The organism is Streptomyces sp. NPDC002574, from assembly GCF_042889545.1.
Taxonomy (GTDB): Bacteria; Actinomycetota; Actinomycetes; order Streptomycetales; family Streptomycetaceae; genus Actinacidiphila.
In genome coordinates, this window is the sequence record NZ_JBIARB010000001.1 from 683,824 (window position 1) to 707,323 (window position 23,500).

The following is a 23,500-nucleotide window of genomic DNA, read 5'->3' on the forward strand; positions in this document are numbered from 1 at the left end:
GCGGGGCCCGGCGCGCGGTGTCTCAGGACGCCGCGCGCCGGGCCAGTCCCAGCGCGTACTCGGGCCACCACTGGCCGGCCCTGGGACCGCCCTTGCAGGTGCCGTCGGAGTCGCCGGGGCGCTTGATCCACAGGTAGGCGTCGACCAGTTCGTTCCCGGTGTCGGTGGTCGGCGGGGTGCCCAGACCCCGGCCGGGCGGGTTGCACCAGGCCTCGTCGTGGCCGCCCTGGAGCGGGCCGCGGCCGTTGCGGCTGGTGTCGATGACGAAGTGCTCGCCGTCGAGCCGCTCCGACAACCGCGTGCCGTACGCCGTGTTCTCCTCGGTGGTGTAGAAGTTCGAGGTGTTGAGGGCGAAGCCGTCGGCCCGCTCGATGCCGGCCCGCCGCAACGGATCCACCAGCCGCGCGGGGTCACGCACCCAGCCGGCGTTGCCCGCGTCCAGGTAGACGGCGGTGTGCGGCAGGTCGCCCAGGATGTCGACGGCATGGCCGAGCAGGGCGTAGCGCTCCTGCGCGAAGCGGCCGGAGGTGCAGCCGTCGACGAGGTGGGTGAGCGCGTCGGGCTCCAGGACGACCAGCGCCTCGCGGTCGCCGATGCCGGAGGCGACCTGGTCCACCCAGGTCCGGTAGGCGTCCGCGTCGGCGGCGCCGCCGCTGGAGTACTGGCCGCAGTCGCGGTGCGGGATGTTGTAGAGGACCAGGACGGGGGTGCGCCCGGCCTCCGCGGCGGCCCGCGTCAGACCCTCGGCCTGACCACGCGGGTCGTCGGGGCCGATCCACTCGGCGACCGGCCGCTCCGCGATCCGCTCCAGCAGCGCGGCGTCCGCGTCGCGGCCGTCCTCGCGCCACTGGCCTGCCTGGCGGGCGGCGGCGGTGTCCGGGTTGACCCAGAAGGGGGCGCCGGCCATGGGGGTGCTCTTGCGTACGACCTTGTCCCGCCCGGAATGCGCGGTGTCGTCGCCGCGGGAACAGCCCCCGAGGGCCACCGCGAGCACGGCGGCGACCGACGCCGCACGGGCGGCCTTGCGCAACGGGCCGGTGGAGGTGCCGTACATCCACTCCCCCTTGGATGGCGGACGGGACCGGTCTGCGTCAATCCTGACATACCGATCCGTCAAAGCACTGTCAGAACGGGTCAGTTGCCGTTTTCCCGTCGAATGCCGCGGTTCGCCGGCGTGGCAGAATCCCGGCGGAGCCGTGGCCGACGATGGCTGGAGCACGACGTGACCGAACACCCGCACCGCATCCCGCGCGAACGGCGGCTCGCCGAGGTCCTCGTCGGGCTCGCCGACACCCTCGGCGGGGACTTCGACGTGGACGCCCACCTCGGCCGGCTGGCCGCGGCCTGCGTGGAACTGCTGGACGCCCGCGCGGCGGGGCTGCTGCTGGCCGGCCCGGACGGCGATCTGCGCGCGGCCGCCGCCGGAGCCGTCCCGGAACTGCTGCCCGCCCTCCACGAGGAGGGGCCGTGCCTGGACTGCTACCGCTGCGCGGCCACGATAGACGTGCCCGACCTGGCGCGCTGCGACGAGCTGTGGCCGCGTTTCGCGCCCAGGGCGCGGGAGGCCGGCCTGCACGCGGCGTACGCCGTGCCACTGCGCCGGGGGCCGGAGGTGATCGGCGCGCTGGGCGTGCTGCGCGCGGGCCCCGGGGAGCCGCCCGCGGGGGACGTGGAGCTGGCCCGCGCGCTGGCGGACGCGGCGGCCGTCGGGGTGCTGCAGCGCCGGTCCCGTCGCGAACAGGAGTTACTGGCCGAGCAGTTGCAGGGGGCGCTGGACAGCAGGGTGGCGGTCGAGCAGGCCAAGGGAATGCTCGCGGAGCGGTGGGGTGTGGGGGTCGACGAGGCCTTCGGAGCGCTGCGCCGGTACGCGCGCAGCCACCGGCTGCGGATGGCCGAGCTGGCGGCCGGCGTGGTGTCCGGCAGCTTCGACACCGACCGGCTGCGGGACGGCGCGACCTGACACAATCGGTCACTGATTGTCAAGTGATGGCCTGAATGAGTTATGTGATGGACCGTCTGCTCTAGGGTGGTACCCATGTCCGAGACCTCCCTCCTGACGAGCACCCCGTCCATCGCCTCCGTCCGCCGCCGCGCGGAGGGCGACAGCACGGTGGTCACGCTCGACGGCGAGGTGGACGTGCTGACCGCGCCACGGGTGTCGGCCGCGCTGGACCTGCTCACCGGGACGGACCGCCCCGACATCGTGGTGGACCTTCGGCCGGTCGACTTCATCGACTGCAGCGGGCTGTCCGCGCTGGTGCGCGCACGCCGTCGCGCGGAGCAGCAGCAGGGGCGCGTACGGCTGGTGTGCCGGGACGACTTCACACTGCGGACACTGCGGGCGACACGGCTGACCCAGTACTTCACCATCCTGCCCGACTGGCCGGATCCCACGGCCTGAGCCGTGCCCCGCCCGCGCGCCCCCAACGCGCCCTGGCAGGGCCCGGATCGGCTGTTCTAGCCTGACAGGGCGGCCCAGGACCCCGGTCGCCGGCAGAGCAGCCTCCTACGCCCACAGGACGTGGTCCGGCCATGGCCAAGCTCGCGGCCTCCTCACGACTGTCCCTGTCCGATCCGAAGAGATCCGCCCTCGACGTCTCCTGGACGTGCTCGCTGCGCCGCGCACCGGGCAGCGACGCGCTCGCCGCGCGCATGAGCCGTGCCGCGCTGGAGATCCTCTCCAGCGGCGCGTCCGGCGCCCGGATCTCCCAGGCCGTGCTGGTGGCCTGCGACTACGTCGTCACGCACGGCCAGGCGCGGCGCTTCCGCGTCACGCTCGGCGTGGAGGACGGGCACTGCTCGGTGTGCGTCACCGACACCGGCTACGACCAGCCGCCCACGCGCAACGGCGGGGCGCCGCCGGAACCGCCCTCCTCCTCCGAGACCACCCGTCTGTGCCGTCAACTGGCGGGCACCGACGACGAGGAGCCGCTGGACGGCGTCCAGGTGCACCACACCGCGGACGGCGCCGTGCTCGTCCGCTTCCGCGCCCGGCTGCCCGAGCCCGGCGAACCCCCGCCGGCCCACCGCCCTCCCCCGGACGTGCCGGACCACTCCCGCGGTCCGGGCACCCGAGGGTGAGGAGCGCCCGGCCGGCGGCGGTGAGGGGAGCGCGCCGCGGGCCGGGCGATCGGGGAGGGGTCGGCGTCACGCGGCCGGGCCCGCGGTGCGCGGGGGCCCGGTGCCGGCACACACACGTACGCGGGGTGGCCACCAGGCGGCGCCGGCTCGGGGCGCACGCCGTCGCCGGCGGGACGACAGCCTCCAGCAACGTGCATCACGGCTGCCCGGGCCGCGATGACCGGTGGCGCCCGATGCCGTCGCCCAGGCCGACGCCCGACGGCCGTGTCGTACGCGGACCTGTCAGGCGCGCAGCGCCCAGCGGCACCGTGCAGCACTCGCGGGCGGAAGCGGCCTCGGCCGCCGGCATCACGGCTGCTCGGGCGACCGGGCCGGAGGTCCGGCCCCCTCACGCGGAGCTGCGGCGACAACCGCGTCGTACGCGGGCTGGTCACCCGGCAGTGCCTGGCTCGGGGCACATGCCGCCGCCGACGCCCGGACCGCTCCCGTAGGCCGGGCGATCGGGGGGCGCGGAGCGCGAGCTGGACCGTGCAGCACTCGCGGGCGGAAGGCATCACGGCTGCTCGGGCCGTGCAGGACCGCGCCCGGCCGGCGGCGGTGAGGGGAGCGCGCCGCGGGCCGGGCGATCGGGGAGGGGTCAGGCGCGGGGCGCCAGCGGCACCGTGCGGCCCTCGCGGGCGGAGACTGCGGCGGCCTCCAGTACCGCGAGCGTCGCGGCGGCCTGGGCCGCGGTGACCGGCGGCTCGGTGCCGTCGCGCAGGGCGGCGGCGACGGCCGCGTAGTACGCGGGGTAGGCGCCGGGCAGCGTCGGCTCGGGGCGGACGTCGTCGCCGGCGCCCAACAGGCCCCAGGCGGACTCCGGTTCGGTGCCCCACGCGGCGCCGGGGGCGGGGCGGGCGCCCTCGCGCAGGTCGGCCTCCTGCGGGTCGAGGCCGTGCTTGACCCAGCCGGCGGTGCTGCCGAGCACCCGGAAGCGCGGGCCGAGCTGGGCGGTGGTGGCGGTCATCCACAGGTGGGAGCGGACCCCGCCGGCGTGGGTGAGGGCCACGAAGGTGTCGTCGTCGGCCTGTGCGCCGGCGCGGCGCACGTCCCGCTCCGCGTACACGCTCACGGCCGGGCCGAAGAGGGTCAGCGCCTGGTCCACCAGGTGGCTGCCGAGGTCGTAGAGCAGACCGCCGATCTCCGCGGGGTCGCCGGACTCGCGCCAGCCGCCCTTCAGGTTCGGCCGCCACCGCTCGAAGCGGGACTCGAAGCGCCACACCTCGCCGAGCTCGCCCCGCTCCAGCAGCCCGCGCAGGGTGAGGAAGTCGTTGTCCCAGCGGCGGTTCTGGAAGACCGAGAGCAGCAGGCCGCGCTCCGCGGCGAGGGCGGCGAGCTCGTCCGCCTCCGCCGCGGTGGCGGCCAGCGGCTTGTCGACGACGACCGGCAGCCCCGCCTCCAGCGCGGCCGTGGCGAGCGGGACGTGGGTCTTGTTCGGCGAGGCCAGGACCACCAGGTCCAGCTCGTCCACCCGCTTCCACAGCTCGTCCGCCGCGGAGGCGACGCGGACGTCCGGGTACGCGGCGCGGACCTGCGCCTGGCGCTCGGGGTCGCCAGTGACGACGGTGTCGAGGACGAGGCCGTCGGTGGCGGCGATCAGCGGGGCGTGGAAGACCGAGCCGGCCAGGCCGTAGCCGACCAGTGCGACGCGAAGGGGTGCGGAAGCCATGCGCCCCACTTAAGCAACGCTGTTGCGAAAGCGCAAGCGTGCCCGACAATGGGCAGGTGAACAACGGAACCGCCGGAGCCAACCTGCCCGCGCTGCGCAGCCACAACACCGCGTTGGTGCTCGGGCTGCTGCGCACCGCGACCGTCGCGGACGGCGAGGGGATCAGCCGGCTGGAGCTCGCCGAGCGCACCGGCCTCACCCCGCAGGCGGTCAGCAAGATCGTGGCGCGGCTGCGCACGGACGGCCTGGTCGACGAAGCCGGTCGCGGCGCCCCCACCGGCGGCAAGCCGCGCACCCTGCTCCGGCTGGCCCGCCGCGCCCGGTACGCGGTCGGGGTGCACCTGGACCGCGACGAGGTCACCGTGCTCCTGGCCGACCTGGCGGGCGAGACCACCGACGCCCGCACCGCGCCCCTGGACCTCGGGCGGCCCGCGGCCGGGGTGCTGCACGCCGTCGCGGACCTGGTGCGCGCGACCGTCGCGGACACCCCCGGCGCGAGCGGCGCGGTGCTGGGCGCCGGGGTCGCCTCCCCCGGCCCGCTGGACCACGGGACCGGCGCGCTGCTGCGGATCACCGGCTTCCCCGCCTGGGACGGCTACCCGCTGCGCGACGCGCTCGCCGACCGCCTGGGGCTGCCCGTCGTCCTGGACAAGGACACCAACGCCGCCGCCCTGTCCGTGCTGTCGCCGCCGGACCGCACCGGCACCGGGGACTCCTTCGGGTATCTGCACCTGGGCAGCGGACTCGGCGCGGGCCTGGTCCTCGGCGGCACGCTGCACCGCGGCGCCCGGACCGGCGCCGGGGAGTTCGGGCACCAGGCGGTCGCCCTCGACGGACCGCGGTGCGCCTGCGGCAACCTCGGCTGCCTGGAGGCGCTGTGCCTGGCCGCGGTCGGCCGGGGCGACCACGCCGGGGCGGCCCGGGTCCTCGGGCTCGGCGCGGCGAACCTGGTCTCGCTGTTGGACATCGACCGGGTCGTCCTCGGCGGGCGCACCGTGCTGGCGCGACCCGAGCTGTTCCGGCGGGAGGTCGCCGCCGCCATGGACGCCCGTACGACGCGGTCGGCGGGCCGTACCGTGCCCGTCTCCCTCGTCCCTGACGGCGCGCGCGCCGTCGCCCGGGGTGCGGCGCTGCTCGCGCTGGCCCCGCTGTTCGGCCAGACGGCGGGCGGCTGACCGCCCGTACGGGTAGCCGTCGGGGTCCACCCCGCGTCGCTCGGGACATATGACCTTACGAACGTGAGAACTTCGCTGCCCATGAGGTGGCGATGCGCTCTTGCCATGACAGCGGCCTCGGTCGCGCTGACCTCGGCCCAGGCGACCGGTGAGCCGTTCCCCGTGCGCGCACGGCTGCAAGAGGGCCCGCGGGCCTTCGTGGCGGGCGCCGCGGCGCGGGAGTTCCGGGTGGAACTCGAGAACACCACCCGGCGGGCGCGGCGGGACGTGCATCCCGTCATCGTCTTCGTCGACCGCGACCGCAAACTGACGGCACGCCAGATCCGGTTGGAGTACCGCGAGTTCACGACCGGTGGGGCGAAGGGGGCCGACGCGCGGTCCGCGCCGCGCTGGCGGCCGGTGCCGGTGGCGCACACGGACAACGACGAGAACGTCGCGGTGGTGGCCGAGCACGAACCCGGCGCGGTCCTGCCCGCGCACCGCACGGTGCGTGTCGCGCTCCGGCTGCGCTTCACCCCGGACGCGCCGCCCGGGCCGGTCGCGGCCACGGCCACCGTCGTGCAGCGGCGCGGCGCGGACGGCGACTGGGTCGGCGAGTCCGCGCCGTACCGCTTCACTGTCGCGCCGCCGGGGGACGCCTCCGGCGTCCTGCCGCCGACGACCCCGGGGGAGGCGCCCGGCGCGCCGGTGCCGGACGGGACACCCCGGGAGAGCGCCGGCGGCCGCGTACCGGACGGCACAGGAACGGCCCCCGGCACGGGCGGCGGCGGCCACCCCGGCGAACGTCCTGGCCAACACCCCGGCGAACGTCCCGGCGGCCGGCCCGGCGAACACCCCCGCGGGGACGGCAGCACGGGCCCGGACGCCGGCCCCGGCGGCGGTCGGGTCCCCGGCAAGGGCGACGAGGGGGAAGCGGGCCCGCAGGACTTCGGGGGCAGCGGCGTTCCGGAGACACCCGCCGCCCCGGCCGCACCGCGCACTCCCACTCCCACTCCCCCGCCCGGCCTGGCCGACACCGGTCCGGTCCAGGACCCGGCACCGGCCCTGCTGCTGATGGGCGCCGGGGCCCTGATGCTGGCGGGCGGGATCGCCCTGCGGGTCGGCCGCCGGAGGTGAAGGGGGACACCGGCCGCGAACTCCCGCCCACCGGTGGGTGATCGGCAGGTGAACGGTGTCCGGCGCGGCGTCCCCGGCCATCCCCCGCGCCGCGCACCGGCGACCGCCCTCCCCGCTCCGATCTGCGAGGATTCACGATGTGAACGACACCCAGGCGGGCGCGCCGACCCGCGCCGGCATCCCCGAGCACGGCCGGCTCCCCAAGTACTTCGTCGTCAAGACGCGCCTGGAGGAGCTGCTCGGCGAGCTCGGCGAGGGGGTGCCGCTGCCGACCGAACGGGAGCTCGCCGCCCGCTTCGGTGTGGCCCGGGAGACGGTGCGGCAGGCGCTGCGCGAACTGCTGATCCAGGGACGGCTGCGGCGGCGCGGCCGGGCCACGGTGGTCGCGGGACCCAAGCTGGAGCAGCCGCTGTCGCTGGCGAGCTACACCGAGGGGGTGCGCCGCCAGGGCCGGGTGCCGGGCCGTAACCTCACCGCGCTCGACCGGATCGCGGCGGACGAGGTGCTGGCCGGGCAGTTGGGCATCGCCACCGGCGACACCGTGTGGCACATGGAACGCGTGCTGCTCGCCGACGAGGAGCGGGTGGGCCTGGAGAGCACCTATGTCGCGGTGGAGCGCGTGCCGCGGCTGGACGAGGAGTTCGACCCGGACTCGTCGTTCTACGCCTATCTGCGCGAGCACGTGGGCGTGGAGTTCGGCGACGCGGACGAGCGGATCGAGACGGTGCTGGCGACCCCGCGCGAGGCACTGCTGATCGGCACGCCGCCCGCGCTGCCCATGCTGCTGCTGCACCGGCACAGCCGGGACACCGAGGGTGCGCCGCTGGAGCGGGTGCGGTCGCTGTACCGCGGGGACCGCTTCAGCTTCACGACCCATTTGTCCCGTACATAGCCGCGAGACCCCTTTGCACCCTCTCTCGTGAGGCATTCCAGATCACGAAAGGATAACGGGTCTAGTCCAAGATTGCGGGTCCGTTCACGACCGGTTCAGAAACCGGACCCGATGGCGTCCGCCGGCCGCACGACTGTGGTCCGCATGAGAGTCCTGATCGTGGGTGCAGGAGCACTCGGCACCCTTCACGCCTGGCACGCCGTCGACCGCGGACACGAAGTCGTCCACCTGGAACGGGAGACCGAGGCCCGCGGCGCCTCCGTCCGCAACTTCGGCCTGGTCTGGGTCGGCGGCCGGGCCTCCGGCGCCGAACTGGAGACCGCGCAGCGCGCCCGCGAGCTGTGGCAGCGCATCGGCGGCCTCGTGCCCGGCGTCGGCTTCCGCGCCAACGGCTCGCTGACCGTGGTGCGCACCGAGGCCGAACGCGCCGTCGCCGATCAGGTCCTCGCCTCCGCCGACGCCGCCGCGCGCGGACTGAAGTGGCTCGACGCCGCCGAGGTCCGGCACCGCAACCCGGCGCTGCGCGGCGAGTTCACCGGCGCCCTGCTGTGCGAGCGGGACGCCGCCGTCGAGTCCCGGGTCGCGCTGCCCGCACTGCGCGCACACCTGGCGGCCACCGGCCGCTACACCTTCCTGCCCGGCCGCGAGGTCCGCGACGTCGCGCCCGGCACCGTCCGTGACGACCACGGCGACACCCACCACGGCGACACCGTCGTCCTCGCCACCGGCGCCCACTTGACCGGACTGGTCCGCGAACTGGCCGGGCCCGCCCTGCCGGTGCGCCGCGTCCGCCTCCAGATGGCGCAGACCGACCCGCTGGACGAGCCGCTGACCACCTCGGTCGCCGACGCCGACAGCTTCCGCTACTACCCCGCCTACGCCGGCACCGCGCTCGACGCGCTGCGCGCCGGCCAGCCGCAGCCGCCGGTCGCCGCCGGGCACCGCATGCAACTGCTCATGGTGCAGCGCCTCGACGGCGGCCTGACCATCGGCGACACCCACGAGTACGACGAGCCCTTCGCCTTCGACGTCACCGAGGACCCGTACGACCACCTCACCGCGACCGCCGAGGCCCTGCTCGGCCGCCCCCTGCCGCGGGTGCGCCGGCGCTGGGCCGGGGTGTACGCGCAGTGCACCGACCCGTCCCTGGTGGTGCACCGCCAGCGCGTCGCCGACGGCGTGTGGCTGGTCACCGGACCCGGTGGCCGCGGCATGACCTGCTCCCCCGCCATCGGCGAGGACACCGCCAACGAGATCGGCTGGTAACGAAGATGACCGACCGCACTTCCCTCACGCTCGTCGTGCTCGACATGGCCGGCACCACCGTCGCCGACGACGGCCTGGTCGAGCGGGCCTTCGTCCGGGCCGCGGAACGCCTGGGCGTCGAGCCCGACCTGGACTACGTCCGCCGCACCATGGGCGAGTCCAAGATCTCCGTCTTCCGCGCCCTGTTCGGCGCCGAGGAGCAGGCGCAGCGCGCGAACACCGAGTTCGAGCACGCCTACGCCGAGCTCGTCGACTCCGGCGCCTGCGCCCCGCTGCCCGGCGCGGCCGAGGCCATCGCCGCCCTGCGCGAGCAGGGCCGCACCGTGGTGCTGACCACCGGCTTCTCCCGCACCACCCAGGACGCGATCCTGTCCGCGCTGGGCTGGCAGGACATCGCCGACCTCACTCTCGGCCCGGCGGACGCCGGCGGCCGCGGCCGTCCCTACCCGGACATGGTGCTCACCGCGCTGCTGCGCACCCGCGCCGCCGACTCCGTCCAGCAGATCGCGGTGGCCGGCGACACGGCGTACGACATGCTCTCCGGCGTCCGCGCCGGAGCGACCGTCGTGGCGGGCGTGCTCACCGGGGCCCACGACGAGAAGGCGCTGCGCGAGGCGGGCGCCACCCACGTCCTGCCCTCGGTGGCCGGACTCCCCGCCCTGCTGGCGGAGTTCTGAGATGGGCATACGGTTCGAGGACGTGACGGTGGCCTACGGCCGCACCACCGTCCTGGATTCCTTCGACCTCACCGTCGAACCCGGCGAGGTGATGGCCCTGCTCGGCCCCTCCGGGTCGGGCAAGACCACCGCGCTGCGCGCCGTCGCCGGCTTCGTCGGCCCGGTCCGCGGCCGGGTGTGGATCGACGGCCGCGACGTGACGAAGCTGCCGCCGTACCAGCGCGGCATCGGCATGGTCGTGCAGAGCTACGCCCTGTTCCCGCACATGCGGGTCGACAAGAACGTCGGCTTCGGACTGCGGGCGCAGGGAGTGCCGCGCGCCGAGACCGCCGAGCGGGTCGCCGAGGCCCTGGCGCTCACCGGCATGGGCGAGTTCGCGCGCCGCTACCCGCGTGAGCTGTCCGGCGGACAGCAGCAGCGCGTCGCCATCGCCCGCGCCCTGGCCGTACGCCCCCGGGTGCTGCTGCTCGACGAGCCGCTCTCCGCGCTCGACGCGAAGCTGCGCTCGGGGATGCTGGCCGAACTGGCGCGCCTGCACCGCGAACTGCCCGACGTCTCCATGCTGTACGTCACGCACGACCAGATCGAGGCGCTGACCCTGGCCGACCGCATCGCGGTGATGGACCGGGCCCGGCTGCAGGACGTCGGCACCCCGCAGGAGCTCTACCGGCGCCCGCGCACCGAGTTCACCGCGTCCTTCGTCGGCAACGCCAACCTGCTGCCGGTCACCGTCGGCAAGGACGGCGCGGTCCGCTTCGCCGGCCACGACCTGCTCGCCCCCACCGGCGACGCGGCCCCCGGCGCCGAGGCCACGCTGTGCGTGCGCCCGCACGCCGTGGGCCTCGGCGAGGGTCCCAACCCGCTGCCCGGCACCGTCACCGGCATCCAGTGGCGCGGCGCCACCCACCGCCTGCTGGTCGAGACCGCCGGCCACCAGGTGATGGCCGACGTCAGCGAACTGCGCGACCCGCCCGCCCCCGGCGACACGGTCACCGTGCACTTCGCGCCCGACGACGCCGTCCTGCTGCCCGCGGGCACCGGGGGCGGTGACCGCGATGGCTGAGACGGCTGTGCCGACCCGAACGCCGGGGACGCGCCCCGGGACCCGCCTGCTGTGGGCCGGCGTGCCGGTCGCGGTGCTCGCGGCGGCCTTCCTCTACCCGCTGGTGCTGCTGGTGTGGCAGTCGGTGTCCCCCGACACCGGCGGGCACTCCTTCACCGTGTACGGGGACGTCTTCGGCTCCGAGGTGTTCCGGCGGGCGCTGGGCAACACCGTGTGGATCGCGGCCGCATCGACGGCCGGCTGCCTGGTGCTGGGCTTCGTCCTCGCCCTGGTGATCGCCTTCGTGCCGTTCCCCGGCGCCCGGGCGGTCGCCCGCTTCGTGGACGTCTTCCTGTCCTTCCCGTCCTTCCTGATCACGCTGGCGCTGGTCTTCGTGTACGGGTCGGCGGGCATGGCCAACGGACTGTGGACGGATGCCACCGGCGCCGTCGAGGGGCCGTTCGCCTTCCTGACCACGCCGTGGGGCGTGATCCTCGCCGAGGTCACGTACTTCACGCCCTTCGTGATGCGCCCCCTGCTGGCCGCCTTCGGGCAGCTGGACCCCGCGCAGATCGAGGCCGCCTCGTCGCTGGGCGCCCGCGCCCCGCGCATCGTGCGGCAGGTGATCCTCCCCGACGCGCTGCCGGCGCTGGCGGCCGGCGGGAGCCTGGTGCTGGTCATGTGCCTCAACGAGTTCGGCATCGTGCTCTTCACCGGCGCCAAGGGCGTCACCACCCTGCCGATGCTCGTCTACACCAAGGCGATCCTGGAGTCCGACTATCCCGCGGCCTGCGTCGTCGCCACCGTCAACGTCGCCGTCTCGCTGGCGCTGTACGGCATCTACCGGGCGGTGAGCCGACGTGCTGGTGCATAGCCGCGGCGGCCGCTGGGCCGTGTGGGTGCTGTTCGCCCTGCTCTTCCTGCCGCTGTTCGCGCTGCCGCTGCTGGTGCTGGTGGCCGCGTCCTTCGCGGGCCACTGGAGCGGCGCGCTGCCGTCCGGCCCGACCCTGGACCACTACGACGCCGCCGTGCGCGGCGAGTCGCTGCAGGCCCTGACGACCAGTCTGCTCACCGCGGCCGCCGCCAGCGCGCTGGCGCTGGTCGCGGGCACCTGGGCGGCGCTGTCGGCGCACGCGCTGGGCCGCCGGGCCCGGCGGGTGATGGACCTGCTGTTCATGCTGCCGGTCGCGGTGCCGTCGGTGGTCGCCGGACTCGCTCTGCTGGTCGCCTTCAGCAAGCCGCCCCTGCTGCTCAACGGCACCCGCTGGATCGTGATCCTGGCCCACACCGTCCTGGTGACGGCGTTCGCCCACCAGTCGGTGACGGCGGCGCTCGGCCGCCTCGACCCCGCCTACGAACAGGCCGCGGCCAGCCTCGGCGCCCGCCCCTGGTACGTGCTGTGGCGGGTCCGCCTGCCCCTGCTGCTGCCCTCCCTGGGGGCGGCCGCCGGGCTCTGCTTCGCCCTGTCCATGGGCGAGTTGAGCGCCACGATGATGCTCTATCCGCCCGACTGGCTGCCCCTGCCGGTCCTGGTCTTCAGCGCCACCGACCGCGGCTCGCCGTTCACCGGCTCTGCCCTCGCGGTGGTCCTCATGGGCACGACGCTCCTGGTCCTGCTCGCTCTCTCCCGCATCCGCACCAAAGCCTCCTACCGATGACCCTCAAGGAGATCAGTCCCGCCATGTCCTCCGTCCCCCGCGTCTCCCGCGTCCCCCGTCGCGCCCTGCGCGCCCCGATCGCCGTCCTCGCCTCCTCCCTCGTCCTCGGCGGCGCCCTCACCGCCTGCGGCGGCGACTCCTCCGCCTCCGACGCCAAGGAGGTCACCGTCTACAGCGCCGACGGCCTCAAGGGCGAGAACGGCGACGGCTGGTACGACCGGATCTTCAAGGACTTCGAGAAGCAGACCGGCATCAAGGTCCGCTACGTCGAGGGCGGTTCCGGCGAGGTCGTGCAGCGTGCCGTCCGCGAGAAGTCCAACACCCAGGCCGACGTCCTGGTGACCCTGCCGCCGTTCATCCAGCAGGCCGACGCCAAGGGCCTGCTGGAGAAGTACACCCCGCAGGGCGCCGACAAGGTCGCCACCGCCGACAAGTCCTCCGACGGCACCTGGACCTCCGTCGTCAACAACTACTTCGGCTTCGTCTACAACAAGCAGCAGCTGAAGACCGCCCCCACCACCTGGGACGAGCTGCTCGACGGGAAGTACAAGAACAAGCTGCAGTACTCCACGCCGGGCGTCGCCGGCGACGGCACCGCCGTCGTCATCAAGGCGATGCACGACTTCGGCGGCAAGGACCAGGCCATGGAGTACCTGAAGAAGCTCCAGGCCAACAACGTGGGCCCGTCCTCGTCCACCGGCAAGCTGGCGCCCAAGGTCGACAAGGGCGAGATCCTGGTCGCCAACGGCGACGTCCAGATGAACTTCGCGCAGGCCAAGTCGATGCCGAACCTCGGCATCTGGTTCCCGGCCGTCCAGGGCGGCAAGCCCAGCACCTTCGCGCTGCCGTACGTCGGCGGCCTGGTCAAGGGCGCCCCGCACTCCGAGAACGGCAAGAAGCTGCTCGACTTCATGCTCGGCGAGCAGGCGCAGAAGGAGGTCAGCTCCATCGGCGGCGGCTTCTCCGCGCGCACCGATGTGAAGGCCGACGACGCCAACGCCAAGGCGCTGGCCGGGATCCTTCAGGGCGTCGAGGTCTTCCAGCCCGACTGGGCGGACATCAACACCAACCTCGACTCCTACGTCAAGGCCTGGCAGGACGCGACCGGCAGCTGACCTGCCGCATCCGCCCGGCCCGCGGCAGGACCCGCAGCACGAGCAGCACGAGCACAGCACCACCCGAACGCCCCTGCACCGTCAGGGGCGTTCGGCTGTCCGCAGCAGCGTTACGCTGTCCTTCACCACCTTCTACCGCCAGGAGGGCGCCCAGACCGCGCAGATCCTGGCCTCCTTCAACGGCGGCACCCCCGCCGCCGTCGAGAGCTACACCTCCGACGTGGTCTCGCAACCCCAGTCCGTGACGGTCGCCGTCCCATCCGGCGCCTCCAGCGTGGGCTTCCGCTTCCGCTGCACCGGGGCGAACAACTGGTACTGGGTCATCGACGGGGTCGAGGTCACCACCGCCTGACTAGGCTGGGGGCGTCGGCACGACGACGTGACGGCGCCCCCGCACCTCAGCACCGGCACACCGCAGGAGTCCGTCCCATGGCAGAACGCAAGCCGATCGAATCGTGGCTCACCGACATGGACGGAGTCCTGATCCACGAGGGCATCCCGATCCCCGGCGCCGACGCGTTCCTCAAGCGGCTGGGGGAATCCGGGAAGCCCTTCCTGGTGCTCACCAACAACTCCATCTACACCCCGCGCGACCTGCACGCCCGGCTGACCCGCATGGGCCTGCACGTGCCGGTGGAGAACATCTGGACCTCCGCGCTGGCCACCGCCCGCTTCCTGGACGACCAGCGTCCCGGCGGCACCGCGTACGTCATCGGCGAGGCGGGCCTGACCACCGCGCTGCACGACATCGGCTACGTCCTGACCGACGTCGAGCCGGACTACGTGGTGCTGGGCGAGACCCGCACCTACAGCTTCGAGGCGCTGACCAAGGCCATCCGGCTCATCAACAGCGGCGCCCGGTTCATCGCCACCAACCCCGACGAGACCGGCCCCTCCGCCGAGGGCGCGCTGCCCGCCACCGGTTCGGTCGCGGCTCTGATCACCAAGGCCACCGGCAAGGAGCCCTACTTCGTCGGCAAGCCCAATCCGCTGATGATGCGCGCCGGGCTGAACGCCATCCAGGCGCACTCCGAGACCAGCGCGATGATCGGCGACCGGATGGACACCGACGTGCTGGCCGGCCTGGAGGCGGGTATGGAGACGGTCCTGGTCCTCACCGGGCTGACGCAGCCCGCCGACATCGACCGCTTCCCCTACCGGCCCTCCCGGGTGGTGGACTCCATCGCCGATCTGGTGGACCTCATCTGACCCAACCGGAGCAGCCCCGCATGCGGCGGCCCGTCAGAAAAGAGACCTTCGAAGTACCAGGGCCGACCGATTCCGACGACGTGAGCCCGGGTGAGTGGAGGTTTTCATCATGGGCTCTGTCATGGACGCCGCCCGCATTCCCCTGTGCGCCGCCGCGGCGGTGACGGTGATCGCGATCTGCGGTCCCGTCGCCGTCGCCGAAGACGGCCCCGCCGGAAGCGGGGACGCCACCAGCCGGCTGTGGGAGCGCGCGGGCGGCGGGGGCGGTGGCGGCGGAGACCAGAGCGACGACCGCCAGGACTTCGGCAAGCAGGACACCGGGCGCGACAACGGCGGGCGCAACAACGGGGACCGGGGGGACGGCGGACGCGACGACAACGGCCGGGACAACGGGGGCCGTGACAACAGCGGCCGGGACAACAGCGGCCGGGACAACGGGGGCCGCGACGACAACGGAGGCCGCGACAACGGCGGACGGAACAACGGCGACGAGGGCCGCGACGGCGGTGGCGGCGGTGAGGGCCGCGACGGCGGTGGCGGGGGCGGCGGTGGCGGTGGAGGCGGAGGCGGCGGTGAGGGCCGCGGCGGCGGGGGTGGCGTCGGCGGCGGGGGCGGGGGCGGGGGCGGCGGCGTGAGCGTCAACCCCGGCTCCGTCGGCCCCGGCGGTGACGTCGACGTACGCACCCAGGACTGCGACCGGGCCGCGTCCGGCACCGTCAGCTCCTCCGCCTTCGTCGCCCCCGTACGGCTCGCCCCCGCGTCGGACGGCGGCATGTACGCCTCCGCCGTGGTGCGCTCCGGGCTCGCGTCCGGCTCGTACAAGGTCTCCATCGAGTGCAACGGCCAGTCCCACGAGGGCGAGGTCGAGGTCGGCGACGGGACCGGGGACGGCGGCTACCCGTCCGCGCCGGTGCCCGCGGGCGGCGGTGCGATGGCCGCCGGCGTGGCGCGGCACTCGGCCTCTCCCGCGCAGCCGGCCGGGGTGCCGGGCACCGTGGCCGCGGGCGTGCTGGCCGTGGCGGGGGCGGCGGGCCTGGTGATGCACCGGCGCCGCAGCCGGGACTGAGCCCGGTGCAGGGACGGACCGTCGCGGCCGCCACGGCCGCGGTCGTGCTCTTCGCGGCGTGGCTGAAGGGCTACGTCCACCCGGCCCCCGGGGACGCCATGGGCGGCCCGGGGGTCACCGCCACGTCCGCGCCCGGCGCGGACGAGCGCCCCACCCCGGTCTACGCCGCGCACACCCCGCTGGGCCACGCCCGGCCGCTCAGCATCGAGATCCCCTCGGCCGGCATCGACGCCCCGCTCGTCGCGCGCGGGCTCACCGCCGACGGGGCCGTCGACCCGCCGCCGTTCAGCTCGCCCGGGGTGGCCGGCTGGTTCGGTGCGGGCCCGGCGCCCGGCGACGCGGGCGCGGCGCTGATCGTCGGCCATGTGGACACCCGCACCCGGGCCGCGGTGTTCTACAACCTCAGCACCGTGACACCCGGCACCCTCGTGGAGGTCAACCGCTCGGACGGCTCGGTCGCGGAGTTCACCGTGGAGGGCGTGGAGATCGTCCCGAAGGAGGGGTTCCGCCCGGAGCGGGTGTACGGCTCGGGGGTCCGCCCCGAGCTGCGGCTGATCACCTGCGGCGGCACCTTCGACCACGCCACCCAGAGCTACTCGGCCAACGTCGTGGTCTACGCGGCGCTGACCGGCTCGCACACCCGGGCCTGAGCCGGTGGGGCCGGCCAGCACCGGCGGGGCGTCAGACGCCCAGGTCGCGGATGAGCTTGGCCACGTGCCCGGTGGCCTTGACGTTGTACCAGGCGTGCTCGACCTTGCCCTGCTCGTCGACGACGACCGTGGAGCGGATCACCCCGGTCACCACCTTGCCGTACAGCTTCTTCTCGCCGAAGGCGCCGTACGCGGTCAGGACCGACTTGTCGGGGTCGGCCACCAGCGTGACCTTCAGCGACTCCTTCTCGCGGAACTTCGCGAGCTTCTCGGGCTTGTCGGGCGAGACGCCGATGACGTCGTAGCCCGCGCCGGCGAGCACGTCGAGGTTGTCGGTGAAGTCACAGGCCTGCTTGGTGCATCCCGGGGTGAGCGCCTGGGGGTAGAAGTAGACGATGACCTTGCGGCCGGCGTGGTCGGCGAGGGAGACCTCGTTGCCGTCGGCGTCGGGCAGGGTGAAGGCGGGTGCGGTGTCGCCGGGCTGGAGGCGCTCGCTCATGGGTGCAGTTCTCCGGTTCGGGGTGCCGACGGGCGCCGGCACGGGCGGACTGACAGACTGTCTGCACGGTACCGGTCGAGACGACGATGGAGGCTGCGCGGTGTCGGATGGCAGGAGCCCTGCTCAGATCGAGGCGGACATCGCCCTGAAGCGGCGGGAGCTGGCCGCCACCCTGGACGAGATCGCCGTGCGCGTGCACCCGAAGACGATCGCCGCCGACACCAAGGCGAAGGTCGCGTCGGCCGTGGACCGCACCGCCGGACGGGCGTACGTGGCGGTCAACCGGGGTGTGACGGAGGTCCGCGGGCACTTCGTGACGGAGGAGGGCGCGCCACGCGTGGAGCGGATCGTGCCGGTCGCGGTGGTGGCGGTGGCACTGGTCACGGTGGTGGCCGGGCTCTCGCTGCGCAGACGACGCCGGTAACGTCGTACCTGTGAGTTCGCCATCGCATGACAAGCTTCCGATCCGCATGCTGCACGACCGTGTGCTGGTCCGTTCCGACACGCCCGAGGGCGAGCGCCGCTCGGGCGGCGGCATCCTGATCCCCGCCACGGCGGCCGTCGGGAAGCGGCTGGCCTGGGCCGAGGTGGTCGCGGTCGGCCAGAGCGTGCGCACCGTGGAGGTCGGTGACCGGGTGCTCTTCGACCCGGACGACCGTGCCGAGGTCGAGGTGCGCGGCACGGCCTACGTGCTGATGCGGGAGCGGGACCTGCACGCGGTGGCCGCCGAGCGGCTGCAGGGCTCGGAGGACTCCACCGGTCTCTACCTCTGATTTGCTACCGTCGGTCCCGTCCCCTGACGAGACGCGCCGTACCAGGGCCCATGCAAAGACGACGCACCGCCTGAGTCTTCAATGATCATGGAGGTGCCTGTCGTGGCATGGGTCCTGTTGTGTCTGGCCGGTCTGCTGGAGGTCGGCTGGTCGGTCGGCATGAAGTACACCGACGGCTTCACCCGGCTGTGGCCGAGCCTGGGCACCGGCGCCGGCATCGTGGCCAGCATGCTCCTGCTGTCGTACGCGGCCAGAACGCTGCCGATCGGCACCGCCTACGGGGTGTGGGTCGGGATCGGCGCGGCCGGGGCGGCGGTGCTCGGCATCGTGGTGCTCGGCGAGCCGGCGACCGCCGCCCGGATCTTCTTCATCTGCCTGCTGCTGGTGGCCGTCGTCGGGCTGAAGGCGACCTCCGGTCACTGAGGCCGCCCACCCGCTCCCGCCCCGCTACTGGAAGCCGCCCCCGCCCCCGCCCCCGCCCCCGCCGTCGTCTCCGCCGACCGGGCCGCCGATCGGCAGCTCGCCCGGTCCGCCCTCGGACGGCGGCGGGGAAGTGCTGGCGGGCGGCTCGGACGGGGACTGCGGGGGTTCCGAGGAGGCCGGCGGCTCGCTGCTCTCGACCGGCGGCGGCGACGAGGCCGGAGGCGCGGAGGAGGTCGGCGGCGCGGAACTGGACGGCGGGGCGGAGGTGGCCGGCGGGGCCGAGGCACCGGGCTCCAGCCGCAGTTTGAAGCCGCGCACCGGAGTGCCCTTGAGCGCCCCCGCGGTGTACTCCGCCCAGATCTGCGTGGGGAAGCCGCCGCCGTTGACCCGTTCCAGGCCCGCGGCGCCGTACAGCTGCTTCTGGGCGCCGGTCTGCGAGTCCTGCCCCATCACGGCGACCACGGTCGCCAGGTTCGGGGTGTAGCCGGCGAACCAGGCGGCCTTGTCCTCCTCCGCCGTGCCGGTCTTGCCCGCGGCGGGACGGCCGGACGCCTGGGCGGCGGTGGCGGTGCCGCCCTGCACCACCGAGCGCAGGATCGAGGTCGTGGTGTCGGCCGCCTCACGGGTGATCGCCTGCCGGGGCTGCCGCTCGGGCAGCTTCATGTCCTCGCCGTTCTTGGTGACCTTCACCACCATCGTGTACGGGACGTAGCGGCCGTGGTTGGCGAGGGTCGCGTACGCCTGGGCCATGTCCAGCGGACTGGCCTCCATGGTGCCGAGCGCCATCGCCGGGGTGCTGACCAGCTTGACCTGCTCGGGGACACCGAGCGCGCGCACCGTGCTGTTGACGTCGTCCGCTCCGACGTCCTGCGCCATCTGGGCGTAGACGGCGTTGACGGACTGGTCCATGGCGCGGGTGACCGTGATCGGCCCGTAGGAGACGTCGTCCTCGTTCGCCGGGGCGTAGCCGGTGCGGCCGTTGCGGCCGACGACCTCGCGCTTGTTGGTGCCGTCGTAGATCGTGTACGGCGTGATGCGCCGGCCGCTCTGTGTGGTGGAGTCGTTCTGGACGGCCGAGGCGAAGATGAACGGCTTGAAGGTGGAGCCGACCTGGTAGTCGCGGCGCGTCGCGTTGTTGACGAACTGCTTGGTGTAGTCGATGCCGCCGTACATGGCGACGACGTTCCCGGTCGCCGGGTCGATGGAGGCGCCGCCGGCCCGCACGTACCTGTCGGTCTTGTGGGCCTTGGGGTCGAGCTTGTCCAGGAGCTGGTTCTCGGCCGCCTTGACGAAGGCGTCCTCCTTCTTGCGGTCGATGCTCGTGGTGATGCGGTAGCCGCCGGAGCGCAGCGTCTCCTCGTCGAGGATGCGGTTGTCGGACAGGTAGTCCTTGACGGCCTCGACCAGGTAGCCGCGCTGGCCGGACAGGCTGGTGGCGGGCTTGGCCTTCAGCGGGGTCGGGAAGGTCAGCGACGCGCGCTCGGTCCCGCTCAGCCAGCCCTCCTTGACCATGCCGTCCAGCACGTAGTTCCAGCGGGCCTGCGCCTGGACCTTGTTCTCCGGGTGGGCGACCACGTCGTACTCGCTGGGGGCGTTGAGCAGCGTGGCCAGGTACGCGCCCTCGGCGGTGTCGAGTTGGTCGGCGTCCTTGCCGAAGTAGGCCTGGGCGGCGGCCTGGATGCCGTAGGCGTTGCGGCCGTAGTAGCTGGTGTTGAGGTAGCCCTGGAGGATCTCGCTCTTGCTCTTCTCGCGGTCGAGCTTGATCGCGATGAAGAACTCCTTGGCCTTGCGGATCGCCGTCTGGTCCTGGTTCAGGTAGTAGTTCTTCACGTACTGCTGGGTGATGGTCGAGCCGGACTGCTTGCCCTTGCCGGTGACCGTGTTCCAGGCCGCGCGGATCATCGCCTTGGGGCTGACCGCGGACTCGTTGTAGAAGTTGCGGTCCTCGGCGGCCAGCGTGGCGTACTGGGCGGTCTTGGCGATCTGGCTCAGGTCCACGTTCTCCCGGTTGACCTCGCCGTCGCGCGCCAGCTGGCTGCCGTCGGAGTACAGGTAGACGTTGCTCTGGGCGATCGCTCCCGCGTTGGCCTTGGGGATCTCCACCAGCTGGTAGCCGACGATGAAGGCGCCGGCGCAGGCCAGCACGACCAGCAGGAAGGTGCCGATCACCGTCTTCCAGCCCGGGATCAGTCTGCGGACTCCGGTGCGCTTCGGCTTCGTTCCGGACGGCGCGGTTCCCCCGCCGCCGGGGGAAGCGTTGCTGCTGCTCATGTCTGTACTGACTCCTCCGCGGCCGCCGAGGGTTGTGCCGCGGCGGAACATCTTGGGTCAATCGTGCCGTACGACCCGGCGGACACTCACGCACCTTCAGGACAAAACGGCTCAATGGCGTGCCTCCGTGACAGGGCTGTGACAGCTCTGCAGCACGTCCAGGACCCCACCACGGGGTGAAAAAGCCGTGGCAGCGCGTGACGGCGGCCGGTAGCGTCGTGCGCTTGCGCCCGCTCCGGGTGGCACGCCCGGGAACGGGAGAGCGGCACGACGGGAGGGGTGACACCAGGATGCGTCTGTACGCCGCCGTGGCGGCAAGCGGCTTCCGCCGGCACGCGACCTACAAGACGGCCACCGTGGCCGGTGTCTTCACCAACACGGTCTTCGGCTTCGTCATCGCCTACACCTACATCGCCCTCTGGGACGAACGACCCCACCTCGGGGGGTACGACCAGTCCATGGCGTTGACGTACGTCTGGACCGGCCAGGCCCTGATCGCCACCTGCGCCCTGCTCGGCGGCGGCTTCCAGGACGAACTCATCGAACGCATCCGCACCGGCGACATCGCCGTCGACCTGTACCGCCCCGCCGACCTGCAGACCTGGTGGCTCGCCGCCGACCTCGGCCGGGCCGCCTACCAGCTCCTCGCCCGCGGCATCGTGCCGATGGCCTGCGGCGCCCTCGCCTTCCACCTCGCCCTGCCCGCCTCCCCCACCACCTGGGCACTCTTCCTGCTGTCGGTGCTCCTCGGGGTGGTCGTCAGCTTCGCCCTGCGCTACCTGGTGGTCCTCAGCGCCTTCTGGCTGCTGGACGGCAGCGGGGTGGTCACCGTCGTCACCCTGGCCACGCTGTTCTTCTCCGGCTCGCTGCTGCCGCTCAACGCGTTCCCGACCGGCCTGGGCGCGGTGGCCCGCGCCCTGCCCTTCTCCTCGCTGCTCCAAGTGCCCGCCGACATCCTGCTCGGCCGCAGCACCGGCGTGTCACTCGCCGGCAGCCTGGCCTTCCAGGTCGGCTGGGCGGTGGCACTGCTCGGCGCCGGCCGGCTCCTGCAGTCCGCGGCCACCCGCAAGCTGGTGGTGCAAGGTGGCTGAGGCGCTGCGCGGTTACGCGCTGATCGTGAGCATGTGGATCCGGTCGACCATGGCCTACCGGGCCTCCTTCGCGATGACGGCGATCGGCAACTTCGCCGCGACCGCGCTGGACTTCGTCGTCATCCTGCTGATGTTCTCGCAGATCGACCGCCTCGGCGGGTTCACCCTCCCCGAAGTGGCCCTGCTCTACGGCACCACCGGCACCTCCATGGGCCTGGCCGATCTGGCCCTGGGCAGCATGGAACGGCTCGGCCGCCGCATCCGCGACGGCACGCTGGACACCCTGCTGGTGCGGCCGCTGCCCGTCCTGGCCCAGGTCGCCGCCGACCAGTTCGCGCTGCGCCGCATCGGGCGCGTCGCCCAGGGGCTGCTCGTGCTCGGCTGGGCACTGACCCGCCTCGACATCGCGTGGACCCCGCTGAAGGCCGCCCTGCTGCCCCTGGGCGTGCTCAGCGGCGCCGGCATCTTCGCGGCGGTCTTCATCGCGGGCGCTGCCTTCCAGTTCTGGGCCGGCGACGCCTCCGAGGTGCAGAACGCCTTCACCTACGGCGGCAACACCGTGCTGCAGTACCCGCCCACGGTCTTCGCCAAGGACCTCGTGCGAGGCGTCACCTTCGTCGTGCCCCTCGCCTTCGTCAACTGGATGCCCGTCCTGCACATCCTCGGCCGGCCGGACCCCCTCGGCCTGCCCGGCTGGGCCGACTTCGCCCCGCCCCTGGTCGCCGCGGCGAGCTGCGCGCTCGCCGGCGCCCTGTGGCGGACCGCCCTGCGTTCGTACCGGAGCACCGGGAGCTGATGCCGTCATGACCACCGCAGTCATCGAACTCGACCACGTGGAGAAGGTCTTCGACGTCCGCCGCAAGAGCGGGCTGTTGCGCCGCGAGCGGCACCAGGTGCGCGCCGTCGACGGCCTCACCTTCAGCGTCCCCGCCGGCGAGATGATCGGGTACATCGGCCCCAACGGCGCCGGGAAGTCCACCACCATCAAGATGCTCACCGGCATCCTCACCCCCAGCGCCGGCCGGCTGCGCGTCGCGGGCATCGACCCCTCCCGCGAACGCGCCCGCCTGGCCCGGCGCATCGGAGTCGTCTTCGGCCAGCGCACCACCTTGTGGTGGGACCTGCCGCTGCGGGACTCCTACGAACTGGTCCGCCGCATGTACCGCGTCGACGCGGCCCGCTACCGCCACAACCTCGACCGCTGCGTCGAACTGCTCGACCTCGCCCCGCTGCTGGACGTACCGGTGCGGCAGCTCTCCCTCGGCCAGCGCATGCGCGGCGACATCGCGGCCGCCCTGCTGCACGACCCCGAAGTGCTCTACCTCGACGAGCCCACCATCGGCCTCGACGTCGTCAGCAAGGCCAAGGTCCGCGAGTTCCTGCGCGGCGTCAACGCCGAGCAGGGCACCACCGTCCTGCTCACCACGCACGACCTCACCGACATCGAGCAGCTGTGCCGCCGCGTCATGGTCATCGACCACGGACGCCTGATGTACGACGGCGGGCTCGCCGGACTCCACGCGATCGGCGAGAGCGAACGCACCCTCGTCGTCGACTTCGAACGCGAACTGCCGCCCGTGGAACTCCCCGGCGCCCGCTGCGCCCGCGTCGAGGGCCCCCGCCAGTGGATCGCGTTCCCCGCCTCCGCGAGCGCGGCGCCCCTGGTCGCGGAGCTCGCCGCCCGGCACGGCGTCGTCGACCTGTCGGTGCGCGAACCCGTCATCGAGGACGTCATCGCCCGCATGTACGCCACCGGCGGCGCGCCCGTGTGAGGCCGCCCGGGCGCGG

25 protein-coding genes, 1 pseudogene and 1 riboswitch are annotated in these 23,500 nt (G+C 73.5%); of the genes and pseudogenes, 22 read left to right on the top strand and 4 right to left on the bottom strand.

All coding sequences use genetic code 11. The features are described 5' to 3' along the window. Positions 1–22 precede the first annotated feature (22 nt). Positions 23–1,054, bottom strand: a complete 1,032-nt coding sequence (locus ACFYXS_RS03240; protein WP_389243201.1) for a glycoside hydrolase family 6 protein — start codon at positions 1,052–1,054, stop codon at positions 23–25. Between the two features lie 168 nt (positions 1,055–1,222). On the opposite strand from ACFYXS_RS03240, the gene ACFYXS_RS03245 reads away from it, so the two are divergent. From ACFYXS_RS03245 to ACFYXS_RS03255, 3 genes are all read left to right on the top strand, one after another. Further along, positions 1,223–1,960, top strand: a complete 738-nt coding sequence (locus ACFYXS_RS03245; protein WP_389243203.1) for a GAF and ANTAR domain-containing protein — start codon at positions 1,223–1,225, stop codon at positions 1,958–1,960. A gap of 75 nt (positions 1,961–2,035) precedes the next feature. Then, positions 2,036–2,401, top strand: coding sequence for an STAS domain-containing protein (locus ACFYXS_RS03250; protein ID WP_389243205.1), 366 nt, complete (start codon positions 2,036–2,038; stop codon positions 2,399–2,401). Positions 2,402–2,532: 131 nt separating this feature from the next. After that, a complete protein-coding gene (locus ACFYXS_RS03255; RefSeq protein ID WP_389243207.1) occupies positions 2,533–3,081 on the top strand; it encodes a hypothetical protein in 549 nt (182 codons plus the stop codon). Positions 3,082–3,718: 637 nt separating this feature from the next. On the opposite strand, the gene ACFYXS_RS03260 is transcribed toward ACFYXS_RS03255, so the two are convergent. Further along, positions 3,719–4,789, bottom strand: coding sequence for a Gfo/Idh/MocA family oxidoreductase (locus ACFYXS_RS03260; RefSeq protein WP_389243209.1), 1,071 nt, complete (start codon positions 4,787–4,789; stop codon positions 3,719–3,721). A 56-nt stretch (positions 4,790–4,845) separates the two neighbouring features. On the opposite strand from ACFYXS_RS03260, the gene ACFYXS_RS03265 reads away from it, so the two are divergent. The 13 genes and pseudogenes from ACFYXS_RS03265 (at position 4,846) to ACFYXS_RS03325 (ending at position 16,655) form a co-directional block, all read left to right on the top strand. Continuing rightward, a complete protein-coding gene (locus ACFYXS_RS03265) occupies positions 4,846–5,964 on the top strand; it encodes an ROK family transcriptional regulator (protein WP_389243211.1) in 1,119 nt (372 codons plus the stop codon). A 105-nt stretch (positions 5,965–6,069) separates the two neighbouring features. Further along, positions 6,070–7,080, top strand: a complete 1,011-nt coding sequence (locus tag ACFYXS_RS03270) for a hypothetical protein (RefSeq protein ID WP_389243213.1) — start codon at positions 6,070–6,072, stop codon at positions 7,078–7,080. A gap of 139 nt (positions 7,081–7,219) precedes the next feature. After that, a complete protein-coding gene (locus ACFYXS_RS03275; protein ID WP_389243215.1) occupies positions 7,220–7,972 on the top strand; it encodes a GntR family transcriptional regulator in 753 nt (250 codons plus the stop codon). Between the two features lie 144 nt (positions 7,973–8,116). Continuing rightward, entirely contained in the window at positions 8,117–9,238 is a 1,122-nt protein-coding gene (locus ACFYXS_RS03280) for a TIGR03364 family FAD-dependent oxidoreductase (protein WP_389243220.1), read from the top strand. Positions 9,239–9,243: 5 nt separating this feature from the next. Beyond that, positions 9,244–9,915: a phosphonatase-like hydrolase gene (locus tag ACFYXS_RS03285; protein ID WP_389243222.1), complete on the top strand. Its 672-nt coding sequence runs from the start codon at positions 9,244–9,246 to the stop codon at positions 9,913–9,915. Between the two features lies 1 nt (position 9,916). Beyond that, positions 9,917–10,978, top strand: coding sequence for an ABC transporter ATP-binding protein (locus ACFYXS_RS03290; RefSeq protein WP_389243224.1), 1,062 nt, complete (start codon positions 9,917–9,919; stop codon positions 10,976–10,978). After that, positions 10,971–11,831: a 2-aminoethylphosphonate ABC transporter permease subunit gene (locus tag ACFYXS_RS03295; RefSeq protein ID WP_389243226.1), complete on the top strand. Its 861-nt coding sequence runs from the start codon at positions 10,971–10,973 to the stop codon at positions 11,829–11,831. Before ACFYXS_RS03290 ends, ACFYXS_RS03295 begins: the two co-directional genes overlap by 8 nt. Further along, positions 11,818–12,615 carry an ABC transporter permease subunit gene (locus ACFYXS_RS03300; RefSeq protein ID WP_389243228.1) on the top strand — a complete coding sequence of 266 codons (798 nt, stop codon included), beginning with the start codon at positions 11,818–11,820 and terminating at the stop codon, positions 12,613–12,615. The genes ACFYXS_RS03295 and ACFYXS_RS03300 overlap by 14 nt, the downstream gene beginning before the upstream one ends. Further along, a complete protein-coding gene (locus ACFYXS_RS03305; protein ID WP_389243230.1) occupies positions 12,612–13,730 on the top strand; it encodes a 2-aminoethylphosphonate ABC transporter substrate-binding protein in 1,119 nt (372 codons plus the stop codon). Before ACFYXS_RS03300 ends, ACFYXS_RS03305 begins: the two co-directional genes overlap by 4 nt. A 55-nt stretch (positions 13,731–13,785) precedes the next feature. Continuing rightward, positions 13,786–14,082: pseudogene (locus ACFYXS_RS03310) on the top strand (nucleotide pyrophosphatase); the annotation flags it as partial. A gap of 77 nt (positions 14,083–14,159) precedes the next feature. Beyond that, positions 14,160–14,939: an HAD-IIA family hydrolase gene (locus tag ACFYXS_RS03315; RefSeq protein WP_389243232.1), complete on the top strand. Its 780-nt coding sequence runs from the start codon at positions 14,160–14,162 to the stop codon at positions 14,937–14,939. A 109-nt stretch (positions 14,940–15,048) separates the two neighbouring features. Continuing rightward, positions 15,049–16,005: a hypothetical protein gene (locus tag ACFYXS_RS03320; protein ID WP_389243234.1), complete on the top strand. Its 957-nt coding sequence runs from the start codon at positions 15,049–15,051 to the stop codon at positions 16,003–16,005. A 5-nt stretch (positions 16,006–16,010) separates the two neighbouring features. Further along, on the top strand, positions 16,011–16,655 hold the full coding sequence (locus tag ACFYXS_RS03325; RefSeq protein ID WP_389243236.1) for a class F sortase: 645 nt from the start codon (positions 16,011–16,013) through the stop codon (positions 16,653–16,655). 31 nt (positions 16,656–16,686) lie between these two features. Here the strand turns inward: ACFYXS_RS03325 and bcp are convergent, their stop codons facing one another. Continuing rightward, a complete protein-coding gene (gene bcp, locus ACFYXS_RS03330) occupies positions 16,687–17,154 on the bottom strand; it encodes a thioredoxin-dependent thiol peroxidase (protein WP_389243238.1) in 468 nt (155 codons plus the stop codon). 100 nt (positions 17,155–17,254) lie between these two features. On the opposite strand from bcp, the gene ACFYXS_RS03335 reads away from it, so the two are divergent. The 3 genes from ACFYXS_RS03335 to ACFYXS_RS03345 all read left to right on the top strand — a co-directional run bounded on the left by ACFYXS_RS03335 (position 17,255) and on the right by ACFYXS_RS03345 (position 18,350). Further along, positions 17,255–17,578, top strand: a complete 324-nt coding sequence (locus ACFYXS_RS03335; RefSeq protein WP_389243240.1) for a DUF3618 domain-containing protein — start codon at positions 17,255–17,257, stop codon at positions 17,576–17,578. A gap of 46 nt (positions 17,579–17,624) precedes the next feature. After that, on the top strand, positions 17,625–17,927 hold the full coding sequence (locus ACFYXS_RS03340) for a GroES family chaperonin (RefSeq protein WP_389243518.1): 303 nt from the start codon (positions 17,625–17,627) through the stop codon (positions 17,925–17,927). A gap of 6 nt (positions 17,928–17,933) precedes the next feature. Next, a riboswitch (guanidine-III (ykkC-III) riboswitch) is annotated at positions 17,934–17,995 on the top strand. 34 nt (positions 17,996–18,029) lie between these two features. After that, positions 18,030–18,350, top strand: a complete 321-nt coding sequence (locus ACFYXS_RS03345; RefSeq protein WP_389243242.1) for a DMT family transporter — start codon at positions 18,030–18,032, stop codon at positions 18,348–18,350. 24 nt (positions 18,351–18,374) lie between these two features. On the opposite strand, the gene ACFYXS_RS03350 is transcribed toward ACFYXS_RS03345, so the two are convergent. Continuing rightward, positions 18,375–20,621: a transglycosylase domain-containing protein gene (locus tag ACFYXS_RS03350; RefSeq protein ID WP_389243245.1), complete on the bottom strand. Its 2,247-nt coding sequence runs from the start codon at positions 20,619–20,621 to the stop codon at positions 18,375–18,377. Between the two features lie 290 nt (positions 20,622–20,911). Here ACFYXS_RS03350 and ACFYXS_RS03355 point away from each other — a divergent pair, with 290 nt between their 5' ends. The 3 genes from ACFYXS_RS03355 to ACFYXS_RS03365 are packed head-to-tail and all read left to right on the top strand — an operon-like array spanning position 20,912 to position 23,484. Further along, entirely contained in the window at positions 20,912–21,712 is an 801-nt protein-coding gene (locus tag ACFYXS_RS03355; protein ID WP_389243247.1) for an ABC transporter permease, read from the top strand. Continuing rightward, positions 21,705–22,508 (top strand): ABC transporter permease, encoded by an 804-nt coding sequence (locus ACFYXS_RS03360; RefSeq protein WP_389243249.1) that lies wholly within the window; start codon positions 21,705–21,707, stop codon positions 22,506–22,508. Before ACFYXS_RS03355 ends, ACFYXS_RS03360 begins: the two co-directional genes overlap by 8 nt. 7 nt (positions 22,509–22,515) lie before the next feature. Beyond that, positions 22,516–23,484: an ATP-binding cassette domain-containing protein gene (locus ACFYXS_RS03365; RefSeq protein WP_389243251.1), complete on the top strand. Its 969-nt coding sequence runs from the start codon at positions 22,516–22,518 to the stop codon at positions 23,482–23,484. Positions 23,485–23,500: the final 16 nt, after the last annotated feature.